This is a genomic window from Variovorax sp. PBL-H6 (assembly GCF_901827155.1).
Classification (GTDB): domain Bacteria; phylum Pseudomonadota; class Gammaproteobacteria; order Burkholderiales; family Burkholderiaceae_C; genus Variovorax.
Genome location: NZ_LR594659.1, coordinates 3,015,650 through 3,027,091, shown reverse-complemented (window position 1 = coordinate 3,027,091; position 11,442 = coordinate 3,015,650). Strand labels below are relative to the sequence as shown.

Sequence of the window (11,442 nt, the reverse complement as noted above, 5' to 3'; positions counted from 1 at the left end):
CCAGGCTGCAACAGCGCGCCGACGCTACGGCGAGGTGGTCGCCACCGAGGTGCGATTGCCCGCGGCGTCGTAGCTGTAGGTGATGGTGGTGGTCGCGCTGCCGTCGCTGTAGACGGTACTGGCCAAGCGGCCCAGGGCGTCGTAGCTGTAGCTCACGGAATCGGCATGAGCAGGATGACCCGCGAGCGCGGCGGTGCACAGGCAAGCGGCAAGAACTGTGCGGCTCAACATCCGTGTCGGCATAACACGATTGGAGGGCATCGATGCGTGCGATCTCGATGCATACGCTGGCAATGCAGCGATCTTCTTATTCATGGGGGCTCCCGTTTTTTTGGTGTCGCGGACTGTAGTCGAGCCGAGAACAAACAAAACTCGTTCTTTGTCGCGCGAATCTGGCGCATGCATCCACGCGCGGAAGCCGCTCGAACCTCAGGGAAGCTCCGCTCTCTCGCCAGGCCCGCGTCTCAGGCAGCCCGCCACGTCACGTTGCCGCGCTCGAAGATCTGCGCCAGCCGGCCGCTCGCGGCCAGCTCGTTCACCGCGCCCTGCAACGCCTGCGCGAGCTCCGTGGAAGCGCGCTTGACCGCCATCCCCACCGCCCAGCCGTCGCGCGGCGCGCGCGGCGAAGGCAGCGGCGTGATCTCGAAGCGCGTGTCGCCGCGCAGCACGGCTTCCAGTTCCGAAGCCAGTCCTGCCGCCGCCACGACTTCCTCGCGCAGCAGCGCACGTGCGGCCTCGGTGCCGTCCTTCCATTGCGTGTTCAATTGGCTCCGATAGGCGCCGCTTTCCGCGCCGATCAGCAGCCAGCCCGCGAGCGACTGCCCCGGCACCGCCACCCGGCCTTCCGCCAGTTGCGACAGCGTGTCGAGACGGGGCACGCGTTCGAGCCGCCTGGCGATCGCGACGCGGTCGCGGCAATAGGGCGCCAGGATGGCGACCTGCGGGTTGGCGTCCATCAGCGGCCGGTCGACCGGGACGTGCAGCAGCACGTCGGCCGGCCCGTAGCCGAGGTAATGCCCACGCCACACCATGTTGCGCAGGTCATCGGCCATGTTCTCGTCCGCATGGAAAGGCAGCAGCGAGAGCCGCACGCCCAATGATTCGGCAAGGGCCTGCGCCAGTTCGATGTCGATGCCCTTGCCGCCCGAGTGAAAGGGCGGCATGTCGTGGTAGATGCCGACAGTCAGTGCGCCGCGCTCGCGCACACGCTCCAGCGGGGTGGCTCCCGGGCGCAGCGGCAGTACCGCCAGGCCCGCGGCTGCGCCGGCCGCACCCAGGCAACGCAGCCAGTCGCGACGGCTTGCTCCGATGTTCTTCATGGTCGGCTCGCTCAGAAGGGCTTCTCGCGGCGCGTCTCGAGGTACGCCTTGATCGACCAGACGGCTTCCTGGTTCATGACGCCTTCGAAGGGCGGCATGTACACGGCGCCGTTGCGGGTGCGGCCGGCGCGCACGGTCGCGGCGTAGAACTCGTCGGTCTCCTTGACGCAGGCGGTTCGGCGTCCAGCGTCCTTCATCGTCGCGCACTCGCCGTCGAGCTTGCGCAGATCGGGCGCAATGCCGCCGGAGATGGCCTCCAGGCCATGGCAGCGGGCGCAGTTCTGGTTGTAAGCAGACGTGCCGATCTTGATGGCGACCTCGTTGCCGCGGAAGGGGTTCTCGGCGCGCCACTGCTCGCCGAGCTTGGGCAGCGCCGCAGTGTCGACGGCCTGGGGCGTCACGTCGCCGTGCGCCCAGGCGATGGGGGCGGCCAGGCAGGCGCAGAGGGCCAGCAGCACGGCGCCGGCCTTCGCTGCGCTGCGGCTGTGCGTTGGACGAATGGAAACGGGGTTGGGGGGCGGGATGCGATTCATGTCAGGTCTCCGTCATGGTTGTGTTGAACGATGCGCAGCGGACCGCAAAGCCCGTGCCATGCGGACCTGTTTCAGGCTGGAACACAAATTGCCTTCAAAGACCTGCCGATTGCTCCACATCAAAGCAACCGGCCAGTTCAATGGCATGCTTCGGAACGGACTTGGCGACGCCATGCCGCACGGTCTGCCAACCTAGAAAAAGCACAGCCGCGACGCCTTCGAGCTGCGCGGGGTTCGACGGAGACGAGCTGCCCGAAGGGCAGCAACACGAGCAGGAGATACGGATGTCCACATCCCCTCAAGTTCCGGCCCCGGATGCCGGGAGTTGGTCGACCCCCACCGCCCTGCCCTGCATGCAGCTTCCCGCGCGCACGGAGCAGATCGAGCAATCGCATCAGCGCTGCGCCGCGCTCGGGCTCACGCGGGTCGAGCGTCCCGACTTCGAGCCGCTGATGCGCAGCGACCTGAGCGTGGCGCGGGAGCGCAACCAGCGGCTGTTCACGCATGCGGCGCCGGTGATGGAGATGCTGTTCGAGCAGATCGTCGACACCGAAAGCATGATCGTGCTGGCCGACACCCAGGGCATCATCCTGCACTCGGTCGGCGACGACAGGTTCCTGGAGCGTGCCGGCAAGGTCGCGCTGTCGCCGGGCGCCAACTGGGCCGAGCATTCCAAGGGCACGAACGCCATCGGCACCGCGCTGTTCCAGGAGTCGCCCACCGTCGTGCATGCCGGCGAGCACTTCATTCACGCCAACAGCTTTCTCACCTGCTCGGCGGCGCCCATCTTCGACCCGCGCGGGAACATGCTGGGCGTGCTCGATGTCACCGGCGACCACCGCTCCTACCACCAGCACACCATGGGGCTGGTGCGCATGTCGGCTCGCATGATCGAGAACCAGTGGCTGTCGGACGACTACGGCAACCGGCTGAGGCTGCACTTTCACGGCCGCGCCGAGTTCATCGGCACCTTGCTCGAGGGCATCATCGTCGTGGGTGCCGACGGCAAGATCCTGGGGGCCAACCGCAGTGCCATCGACCAGCTCGACATGAGCAGCGCGGCGCTGCGCATGCACAGCCTGACCAGCCTGTTCGGCACGAGCGTCTCGGCCATCTTCGATCACTTCCGCACGCCGCTGCCGACGCCCGCCCGCCTGAGCCTGGCGAGCGGCCGGCAGTTCTTCGTCAACGCCCGCTTCAACGGGGGGCGCGCGATGATGGCCGGCATGGATGCCGACGCGCCGGGCACGCCGGGCACGCCGGGCACGCCGGGCACGCCGGGCGTGTCGGCCGGCACAGCCGCTGCGGCCGGTGCCATGGCGCCACGTCCGGGCGCAGCCACGCCCGCCGCGGGCGGCGCCTTCTCGGGCCTGCACTACCTGCTCACCGGCGACCCGCAGATCGAGGCGGTGGTCCAGAAGGTGCAGCGCGTGCTCAACCGCGACATTCCGCTGCTGGTCCTCGGCGAGACGGGTACCGGCAAGGAGCTCCTGGCGCGAGCGGTGCACCAGGACTCCAACCGCGCCAAGCAGCCTTTCGTCGCGGTCAACTGCGCCTCCATTCCGGAGTCGCTGATCGAGGCCGAGCTGTTCGGCTACGAGGATGGTGCCTTCACAGGCGCGCGCCGCAAGGGGGCCTGCGGACGCATCGTTCAGGCCAACGGCGGCACGCTGTTCCTGGACGAGATCGGAGACATGCCACTGGCGCTGCAGGCGCGACTGCTGCGCGTGCTGCAGGAGCGATGCGTGACGCCGCTGGGCAGCCAGAAGTCCATCTCGGTAGACATCGCCGTGGTCGCCGCCACCCACCGCAACCTGCGCGACATGATCGAGGTCGGCACCTTTCGCGAGGACCTGTACTACCGGCTCAACGGGCTGGTGGTGCGCCTGCCGGCGCTGCGCGATCGCCGCGACCTCGAGATCGTCGCGCAGCGCATCCTGCTGTCGGAGTGCGCGCAGGGCACCCCCACGATCGCGCCCGAAGTCGCCGAGCTCCTCAACGGCTATGCGTGGCCCGGCAACATCCGGCAGCTCGCGAACGTGCTGCGGACCGCTGTCGTGATGGCAGCGGGCGAGGCGCAGATCACCGAGCACCATCTGTCGGACGACTTCCTCGAGGATGCACGGCGGCTTCGTGCGACCCGGGCGCCGGCGCCGGCCCGATCGATCGCAGGACAGGAAAGCGCACCCGGCGCCCTCATGCCGCAGGCTGCGCCCGCCGTCATCGCGCAGCCCGAGCCCGGCCCCGCCTCGGCGCTCACCGGCGCCGCGGTACGCACGCTCGAAGAAGCAGAGATAGAGATGATCCGCGCCGCCGTGGAAGCGGCGCAGGGCAACATCTCGGTCGCGTCCAAGCGCCTGGGCATCAGCCGCAACACCATCTACCGCAAGCTGCGCTGGGCCAAGCCTTAGCGAGGCATGCCTGCCAGGCCGGGGGGAATCCCTGTGTCTCGGTTGCGCACCACTGCTCCACGAGGGAACAGTGTCACACGGGTTCAGGCTGCTCAGGCCGGCTTGGCCGCCCAGGCGTTGCACCAGCCGGGGCCGGCGATCTGCTTGCGCCCGAACATCGCGCAACCGCCCCACTCATCGGTGGCGCTGCCCTGGAAGAACGAACAATTGGTGCAGCGCTGCGTGGCGCTGTGCTTGGGAAAGCGCTTGTCGTCGACCTTGCTGGTGTCGTGCCTGTAGCCCAGGGCCTGTGCCGTGTCGTCGCTTTCCTCCGTTCGCGCGGGCGCGGCCCGCGCGAGTCCGGAGAATGCGAGGACGGCGCTGCCGCCAGCCAGGTTGCGAAGGATGAAGAGGCGGCGCGTGCTGTCTTTCATGTGGGTCTCCAGTCTTGTCTTCGGTGGAACGTGTCTTGTCAGCCGGCCTTCGCACTGCGCGTCGTGCCCTTGGCGTCGCCGGCCTTCGGAATCTTGAACACCCACACCATGCCGCCCTGCTCGAGGAAGTTGACCTTCTTGGCGACCTCGCCGCCCCACAGCGGCACCGCGCCACCCCAGCCGGAGACGACGCTCACGTACTGCTCGCCGTCCTGCTGCCAGGTCACCGGCGGCGCCACCACGCCGGAGCCGGTCTGGAACTCCCACACCACCTTGCCCGTCTTGGCGTCGGCCGCCTTCAGGTAGCCTTCGGGCGTTCCCCAGAACACCAGGTTGCCGCCGGTGGTCAGCACGCCACCCCACAGGGGCGCGTTGTTCTTGACCTCCCAGGCGATCTTCCCGGTCTTCGGGTCGATCGCGCGCAGCGCGCCGATGTAGTCTTCGTTGAGCGGCTTGATGGTGAAGCCCGCACCGAGGTACGCCGCGCCCTTCTTGTAGGCCACGGGTTCGTTCCAGATCTCCATGCCCCATTCGTTGGCGGGTACGTAGAACATCTTCGTGTCGGGGCTGTAGGCCATCGGCATCTGGTTCTTGCCGCCGAGGAAGCCCGGCGCGGCGAAGACCGCACTGCCCTTCTTGCCCTCCGTGCCGGCCGTCGGATCACCGGGCCGGTTCTCCGCGATGAAGTTGGGGCGGCCGGTCTTCAGGTCGATGCTGCTGGCCCAGGTGATCTTCTTGACGAAGGGGAAGGCGTTGACGAGCTTGCCGGTGGTCGCGTCGTTCACGTAGAAGAAGCCGTTGCGGTCCGCCTTGCCGCCTACGCGCTTGCCGTCCATGTCGAAGGTCACGAACTCGTTCACGCCGTCGAAGTCCCAGCTGTCGTTGGGTGTGCCCTGGTAGTGCCACTTGATCTGCCCGGTCTTCACGTCGATGGCCACGGTCGAGCAGGAGAACAGGTTGTCGCCCTCGCGCAGGTGGCTGTTCCACGGGGCGGGGTTCCCGGTGCCGAAGTAGGCCAGCCCCGTCTTGCCGTCGTAGGTGCCGCCGAGCCAGGTGGCAGCGCCGCCGGTCTTCCACAGGTCGCCCGGCCAGCTCTGGTTGACAGTGCCGGAGACACCGTTTTCCTTGGCTGCGCCATCGGCATCGTAGGTGTAGCCCATGTGGCCTTCGACGGTAGGCCGCATCCACACCAGCCGCCCGGTCTTGGCGTCGCGCGCCTCGACCCGGCCGACCACGCCGAACTCGCCGCCCGACACGCCGGTGAGGATCAGCCCGTTGGCGATGATGGGCGCCGCGGTGGCCGAGTAGCCGGCCTTGTAGTCGTCGATCTTCTCCTTCCACACCACGTCGCCGGTGTTCTGGTCGAGTGCCACGAGCTGCGCGTCCAGCGTGGCGAAGATCACCAGGTTGTCGTACAGCGCAGCCCCGCGGTTGACCACGTCGCAGCAAGGCATGATGCCTTCGGGCAGGCGGTGCTCGTACTTCCACAGCTTGCGGCCGGTCGTGGCATCGAGCGCGAAAAGGCGCGAGTAAGAGGCCGTGACGAACATCTTCCCGTTGTGGACGACCGGCTGCGATTCCTGTCCGCGCTGCTTCTCCCCGCCGAAGGAGAAGGCCCACACCGGCGCCAGCTTGCCGACGGTGGCCGTGTTGACCTGCTTGAGCGGCGAGTAGCGCTGCCCCTGGGTGTTCAATCCCCAGGTGAGGATGTTGCCGGTGGCGGTGGCTTCGTTCTCGATCATCTGGTTGGTCACGACAGCGTGGGCTGCGGAGGCGGCCAGGCCGGCGGAGATGAGAACGTTCAAGAGCTTCAGTTGCATGGGGTCGTCTCCTCGTGGGGTTGAAAAAAGCGGGTCCGACACGTCCGGATGGTTGCGTCTTCCACGCTCTTCAAAGGGCAATGTCCGTGCCACGGCGTCAGTGGCGCCGGACGGCTGCCGAAGGCGTCGAATGGGCCGGCAAGCCGCGGGTTTTCCCGCTGAACTGCTCCAGCGTTGAGCAGCCGGCCACCACCCGCCGTGGCATGAAGGAACACCCGTCGCGGCCAAGTGCAGGGAGCTTGCTTCATATCAAGGAAATGGCGGTCGATCCGCGCTAGGCTTCCATCGCGGTTTCAAGCGGAATGAATGAAGGCCAGGAGACATAAGGAGATGTGGGATGTTCGCGGAGCACAAATCCCCGGGCGCGCGGCCCGCAGGTTCGCTGATGCCAAGTCCTGACCTTTGCACCGAGGAAGAGGTCGTGCGCCTGGTCCACACCTTCTATTCGAAGGTGCGCAAGGACCCGGTGCTCGCCCCGATCTTCGAATCGCACATCGACGACTGGGATCGGCACCTGGCTCGAATCGTCGACTTCTGGTCGTCCGCCCTCAGGGGCACGGCCCGTTACAAGGGGGCGCCGATGCCCAAGCATGCGGCATTGCCCGGGCTCACGCCCGCACTGTTCCACCGCTGGCTCGCCCTCTTCCGCGAAACCACCCAGGCGTTGGAGAACGCGGCGCTGCAGCAGCGCGCCGACGATCTCGCACATCGCATCGCCGGCAGCTTCTGGTATGGCTATCAGGCGCGGCATGGCGAGCTGCCCGACGGCGACCGGGCCCACTGAGCGCGCGGCCATGGCGCACCCCAGCCTGACGATCATCTGCCAGGAGCATCGGGCGCTGTCGGCCATGCTGCGTTCGATCACCTTGCTGCTGCGCGAGCATCGGCGGCGAAACACCCTGCCCGACTTCGATGCCCTGCAGGCCATGCTGTTCTACGTCGACGAGTTCCCCGAGAAGCTGCACCACCCCAAGGAAAGCCGCCTGCTGTTTCCCAAGCTCCGCGGGCACGATGCACACACCGACGCGGTACTCGACCGGCTGGACCACGACCACGAACATGGCGAGCAGGCCATCCGCGAACTCGAGCACGTACTGCTCGGCTTCCGCCTCATGAGCGAGACAGGACAGTGCGAAGCCCGGCGCCGCCATTTCGAGGCCTTGATGAAGCATTACGCCGACTTCTACCTGGCGCACATGCACGTCGAGGAGACCGAGATCCTGCCGCTGGCCGAGACAGTGCTCAGTGACGGCGAATGGGCCGAACTCGACGCAGCGTTCCTGACGAACCGCGACCCGCTGGCGGGCAGCGAGGCCGACGAGGCGTACCGGCCGCTCTTCAGGAAGATCGTCGGTGCGCTGCGGAACTCGGGGAGCTTCGGCTCGGCACTCGAAGCCTTCGGGGGCGTTGCCATGCCGACCTTCGCGCCGCCACCGCGATGACGGGCTGGACTTGACGTGGATCAAGGCTCGACCCACAGGCCTCCGGATACTGCCGGGAACTCAACTTCATTCGGAGGCACCGGCATGTCCAAGCCCGCCACGGCCATTTCAAGCTTCGACGACCTGCTGCGCGCCGCGCGCGCACAGGCCCAGCCGCAGCGCCTGCTCTTCGTCTTCACCACAGCCGGCGTTCCGGACGATGCCTCGCCGGCGCAGCGCGAGCGCTTCCAGTCCGGCCGGGGCGGCACCTTGACGCCGCTGATGTGCGTCGACAAGACGCCTGACGAACTGCTCTCGTTCGACGCACTGCACGAGGAATCGCGGCAGTTCGGCCAAACCTGGGACATCGTCTTCGTTGCGGCGATGTCCGGCAGCGGCGGCCTCAGCCCGGGCAGCGAACAGGCCGAAGCACCGCTGCAGCGCATGGTCGAATCAGTCAAGTCCGGCGACATCGCCGGCTTCATCCCCTTCGACAGCGCAGGCCAGCCGGTGCAGATCGGATGACATCGCGACGGTGGGTGCTGCCAGGCGGAATCGCTGCTACTGCATTCCGTCCTTCTTCATTTCGTCTAACGCCCAACCCTTGTGCGACGTGAAAAAGAACAGCTGCCACTTGCCGCCTGCGACTCGCCAGCGGCTGAAGCTCGGCTCGCTGACGTCCTCGCGCTTGTATTTGCCATCGGTCTTGGGCGGTATCAAGCCGACCTGACGCAACACGACGCTCGCGGTCCCGTCGGGCATCATGCGCACGCCCTTCACCTCCCATCGGAGGTCGGTGTTCTTCACGTCGTACTCGAAGACGGCTTTCACCGCCGCCTTGCCCTTCATGCGCCCGTAGTAGTCGATCGCCTGGGTGAACCAGACGTCCTCGGTCATCAAGGCCAGGCAGGCGTTCACGTCGTGCCGGTTCCAGGCTTTCTCGAACTGGACAATGGTGTCACGCAGGGCGGCCTCGGTGCCGGTGCCCTGCGCCTTCTTCGGTTGGGCGCCGGCGTCGCGCCCGAACGGCATCGTCACGGCGGCCAATCCGATCAGAAGAGCTTGTCGCTTGTTCATGGCGCGGCACCTCCGGACCAAAGCTTGGTCGTCGTCTTGAGTGTTGTCAATACAGGTCGCCAGCAAGCGAACTCACGTCAGGGACGATCAGCCTCGGAGCGCACCCTCCTCGACGCACTTTGGAAACGCCTCGGCCGCTCCCGCAGTTCGTCAGGCATGGCGCACCGCCGGCTGCGGCTACTGGACCAGCGGCGTCTGCGCCGCGTCGAGGTCCACGCCTTCGACCGTGGCCTGTCCGGCCAAGAGCTGAAGGCACTGCCGAAGCGCCGTGACGTAGACCTGCTGGCGCAGGGCCGTCGCGACGGCGCCGCGGACCGACTCGAAAGACTGGGGCTCGCCGCCCTCGCGCTCGAGCACTTCCACCACGTGCAGGCCGAAGCGGCTGTGCACCAGGCGCGGCAGGACGCCGACCTCGACATGGCCGAAGATCTCGCGCGCGAACTCGGGTGCGCAATCGGCAGGCGTCAGCCATCCGAGCGCACCGCCTTCTGCCCCGCTGGGACAGTTGGACAGTTCACGGGCCGCGCGCTCGAAACCGCTGCCCGCGCCATCCTTCGGCTTGCCGTCGTGGCAGCGGACATCGAGCAGGCAGGCCTCCGCGCGATTGCGCAGTGCCACCACGTCCGTGCCCGGCGTCACTGCGAACAGGACATGCCGGACCTGCGCTCGCTGACCCGCCTTGTAGCGAGCGGGGTGCGCCGCATGATGGCGCCGGCAGGCTTCCTCGGAGGGCTCGGGCACCTGCACCTCACGCTCCAGCCAGGCATCGATGGCCTGCGATGCGGCTTCGCCGAGCACGCCATCGCAGGGCGCCGGGTCGGTGGGCGCCAGCAATCCGCTCTCGATGGCTGCCTGCCGCAGCAGCTCGGAACATGCGCGCTGGCGCAATTCCTCGGTCGACAGTGTCTCGGCTTCGGCGTGCAGGGCCACGCCGTTGACCCGCGCCACAAGCGGCGCCGTCGCCTGAGGCGCCGCGGCGCCCGATTGAAGAAATTCGGCATTCATGAAGTTCTCTCCTCGCGTTCAGATGGCGCCAGGCTCGCGTGGCTGGTTGTGTCCGGGCGGCACGTTCAGCCGGCGGCTGCGCACGACCTGGTGCGACCGGAACAGGAACCGAACCGTGCCGAAGCCGCTCCACACATGCACCAGACGGCTGAATGGGAACAGCAGGAAGATCGTCATGCCGAAGACGATGTGGAACTGGTAGGGCCAGGCCAGGGAGGCCAGCGCCGTGGCATCCACCGGCCGAAGGGTGACGATGCGCTGCGCCCAGTCCGCGAGGATGAGCATCACGCTGCCGTCGGCGTGCTGCAACGAGTACGGCAGCGTGATCAGCCCCACCACCAGCTGGACCCACAGCACCACCAGCACTGCGATGTCCGTGGGATGGCTGGTGAGGCGGATGCGCGGATCGAACACGCGCCGGTACAGCAGCAGCGACAGGCCGACGAAGCACAGCGCGCCGGCGACGCCGCCTGCCACGACGGCCATCATCTGCTTGGTTGCCGCGCTCATGAAGATGCCGTAGACGCTGTGCGGCGTGAACAGCCCGACCATGTGGCCGAAGAACAGGAACAGCACGCCGAAGTGGAACAGGTTGCTGCCCCAGCGCAGGGTGCCGGCGCGCAGCATCTGGGAGGAGTCGCTCTTCCAGCTGTACTGGCTCTGGTCGAAGCGGATCAGGCTGCCCAGCACGAACACCATGAAGCACACGTAGGGATAGACCTGGAAAAGAAAGCCATACACGCCGTTCATGACGTTGCTCCTTGTGTCGCGTTGTTCCTGCGCATGATGTGGACGGGTTGAGGCTGGCCCGGCTTGGCCTGCCCCTTCGACGAGCAGCCGTCGAACGCGACCGGCTCGGCCCAGCTCTCGTCGAGCGGCTCGTCGGCCGGCGGCTTGACCGCCTGCGCCTTTTCCCCCGCCAGCTCGAGCAGTGCGCCGAGCACGCTGGCATAAGGGCTTTCGCGATGCCGCAGCGCGCCGAAGATGGCATTCAGGATGTGCGCCGTCTCGCCGAGGAAGGCGCGCGCCTCGCGGGCCGGCTGCGTGGAGACGAATTCCAGCACCGCGGGGAGGTAGTCGGGGAGCTCGCCCTCGGCCAGGCTGAGGCCGGCCTTCTCGTAGGTCTGCCCCAGGTCGATCATGGCCGGTCCGCGCTCGCGCGAGTCGCCGTGCACATGCTCGAACAGATGCAGGGAAGTACCGCGGCCCCGGTCGAAGAGCTCGACGTAGTCGGCTTCGACCTCCAGGGCCTCGGCGCGCCACAGCATGTCCATCAGCGCATCGAGCTCGGACAGGCGCGAGCCCGACAGGGCATGCTCGGTGCGAAGCAGTTCGCGCATCTCCGGCAGATGGCCGCGCAGCTGCGCATCGGGGTAGCCGAGCACGGCCGAGAGGACACGCAGGCTCTTCGCCATCGGGCGCGGGGTGTTCAGCGTGAACATG

13 protein-coding genes are annotated in these 11,442 nt (G+C 67.4%); 4 read left to right on the top strand and 9 right to left on the bottom strand.

Translation table 11 applies throughout. The features are described from left to right. Positions 1-24: 24 nt before the first annotated feature. The 3 genes from G3W89_RS33085 to pedF all read right to left on the bottom strand — a co-directional run bounded on the left by G3W89_RS33085 (position 25) and on the right by pedF (position 1,852). Positions 25-231 (bottom strand): RHS repeat domain-containing protein, encoded by a 207-nt coding sequence (locus G3W89_RS33085; RefSeq protein ID WP_162577480.1) that lies wholly within the window; start codon positions 229-231, stop codon positions 25-27. Between the two features lie 233 nt (positions 232-464). Next, positions 465-1,319 (bottom strand): substrate-binding periplasmic protein, encoded by an 855-nt coding sequence (locus tag G3W89_RS14195; RefSeq protein ID WP_162574682.1) that lies wholly within the window; start codon positions 1,317-1,319, stop codon positions 465-467. An 11-nt stretch (positions 1,320-1,330) separates the two neighbouring features. Further along, positions 1,331-1,852, bottom strand: a complete 522-nt coding sequence (pedF, locus tag G3W89_RS14190; protein WP_162574681.1) for a cytochrome c-550 PedF — start codon at positions 1,850-1,852, stop codon at positions 1,331-1,333. Positions 1,853-2,136: 284 nt separating this feature from the next. Between pedF and G3W89_RS14185 the strand changes: the two genes are divergently transcribed. Then, positions 2,137-4,263: a sigma-54-dependent Fis family transcriptional regulator gene (locus G3W89_RS14185; protein WP_162574680.1), complete on the top strand. Its 2,127-nt coding sequence runs from the start codon at positions 2,137-2,139 to the stop codon at positions 4,261-4,263. A 92-nt stretch (positions 4,264-4,355) separates the two neighbouring features. Here the strand turns inward: G3W89_RS14185 and G3W89_RS14180 are convergent, their stop codons facing one another. Both G3W89_RS14180 and G3W89_RS14175 read right to left on the bottom strand, forming a co-directional pair. Next, positions 4,356-4,676 carry a high-potential iron-sulfur protein gene (locus G3W89_RS14180; protein WP_162574679.1) on the bottom strand — a complete coding sequence of 107 codons (321 nt, stop codon included), beginning with the start codon at positions 4,674-4,676 and terminating at the stop codon, positions 4,356-4,358. Between the two features lie 38 nt (positions 4,677-4,714). Continuing rightward, positions 4,715-6,496 (bottom strand): PQQ-dependent methanol/ethanol family dehydrogenase, encoded by a 1,782-nt coding sequence (locus G3W89_RS14175; protein ID WP_162574678.1) that lies wholly within the window; start codon positions 6,494-6,496, stop codon positions 4,715-4,717. Between the two features lie 385 nt (positions 6,497-6,881). On the opposite strand from G3W89_RS14175, the gene G3W89_RS14170 reads away from it, so the two are divergent. The 3 genes from G3W89_RS14170 (at position 6,882) to G3W89_RS14160 (ending at position 8,442) form a co-directional block, all read left to right on the top strand. Next, positions 6,882-7,280: a group III truncated hemoglobin gene (locus G3W89_RS14170; RefSeq protein WP_162574677.1), complete on the top strand. Its 399-nt coding sequence runs from the start codon at positions 6,882-6,884 to the stop codon at positions 7,278-7,280. Between the two features lie 10 nt (positions 7,281-7,290). Continuing rightward, positions 7,291-7,938, top strand: a complete 648-nt coding sequence (locus tag G3W89_RS14165; RefSeq protein WP_162574676.1) for a hemerythrin domain-containing protein — start codon at positions 7,291-7,293, stop codon at positions 7,936-7,938. A gap of 84 nt (positions 7,939-8,022) precedes the next feature. Next, positions 8,023-8,442, top strand: a complete 420-nt coding sequence (locus G3W89_RS14160; RefSeq protein ID WP_162574675.1) for a ribonucleotide reductase subunit alpha — start codon at positions 8,023-8,025, stop codon at positions 8,440-8,442. 36 nt (positions 8,443-8,478) lie between these two features. Here G3W89_RS14160 and G3W89_RS14155 read toward each other — a convergent pair whose 3' ends face one another. The 4 genes from G3W89_RS14155 to narJ form a co-directional block, all read right to left on the bottom strand. Next, entirely contained in the window at positions 8,479-8,994 is a 516-nt protein-coding gene (locus tag G3W89_RS14155) for a nuclear transport factor 2 family protein (protein WP_162574674.1), read from the bottom strand. Between the two features lie 177 nt (positions 8,995-9,171). Beyond that, positions 9,172-9,999, bottom strand: coding sequence for a peptidylprolyl isomerase (locus tag G3W89_RS14150; protein WP_162574673.1), 828 nt, complete (start codon positions 9,997-9,999; stop codon positions 9,172-9,174). An 18-nt stretch (positions 10,000-10,017) separates the two neighbouring features. Then, a complete protein-coding gene (narI, locus tag G3W89_RS14145) occupies positions 10,018-10,749 on the bottom strand; it encodes a respiratory nitrate reductase subunit gamma (protein WP_162574672.1) in 732 nt (243 codons plus the stop codon). Beyond that, positions 10,746-11,441 (bottom strand): nitrate reductase molybdenum cofactor assembly chaperone, encoded by a 696-nt coding sequence (gene narJ / locus G3W89_RS14140; protein WP_197893556.1) that lies wholly within the window; start codon positions 11,439-11,441, stop codon positions 10,746-10,748. Before narJ ends, narI begins: the two co-directional genes overlap by 4 nt. Position 11,442: the final 1 nt, after the last annotated feature.

Excerpts from the sequence above, each read along its gene's own strand:
- G3W89_RS14160 (WP_162574675.1), top strand. The coding sequence starts at position 8,023 with ATGTCCAAGCCCGCCACGGCCATTTCAAGCTTCGACGACCTGCTGCGC.
- G3W89_RS14165 (WP_162574676.1), top strand. The coding sequence starts at position 7,291 with ATGGCGCACCCCAGCCTGACGATCATCTGCCAGGAGCATCGGGCGCTG.
- G3W89_RS14180 (WP_162574679.1), bottom strand. The coding sequence starts at position 4,676 with ATGAAAGACAGCACGCGCCGCCTCTTCATCCTTCGCAACCTGGCTGGC.
- G3W89_RS33085 (WP_162577480.1), bottom strand. The coding sequence starts at position 231 with ATGTTGAGCCGCACAGTTCTTGCCGCTTGCCTGTGCACCGCCGCGCTC.
- narJ (WP_197893556.1), bottom strand. The coding sequence starts at position 11,441 with ATGTTCACGCTGAACACCCCGCGCCCGATGGCGAAGAGCCTGCGTGTC.
- narI (WP_162574672.1), bottom strand. The coding sequence starts at position 10,749 with ATGAACGGCGTGTATGGCTTTCTTTTCCAGGTCTATCCCTACGTGTGC.
- G3W89_RS14195 (WP_162574682.1), bottom strand. The coding sequence starts at position 1,319 with ATGAAGAACATCGGAGCAAGCCGTCGCGACTGGCTGCGTTGCCTGGGT.
- G3W89_RS14150 (WP_162574673.1), bottom strand. The coding sequence starts at position 9,999 with ATGAATGCCGAATTTCTTCAATCGGGCGCCGCGGCGCCTCAGGCGACG.
- pedF (WP_162574681.1), bottom strand. The coding sequence starts at position 1,852 with ATGAATCGCATCCCGCCCCCCAACCCCGTTTCCATTCGTCCAACGCAC.
- G3W89_RS14185 (WP_162574680.1), top strand. The coding sequence starts at position 2,137 with ATGTCCACATCCCCTCAAGTTCCGGCCCCGGATGCCGGGAGTTGGTCG.
- G3W89_RS14175 (WP_162574678.1), bottom strand. The coding sequence starts at position 6,496 with ATGCAACTGAAGCTCTTGAACGTTCTCATCTCCGCCGGCCTGGCCGCC.
- G3W89_RS14170 (WP_162574677.1), top strand. The coding sequence starts at position 6,882 with ATGCCAAGTCCTGACCTTTGCACCGAGGAAGAGGTCGTGCGCCTGGTC.
- G3W89_RS14155 (WP_162574674.1), bottom strand. The coding sequence starts at position 8,994 with ATGAACAAGCGACAAGCTCTTCTGATCGGATTGGCCGCCGTGACGATG.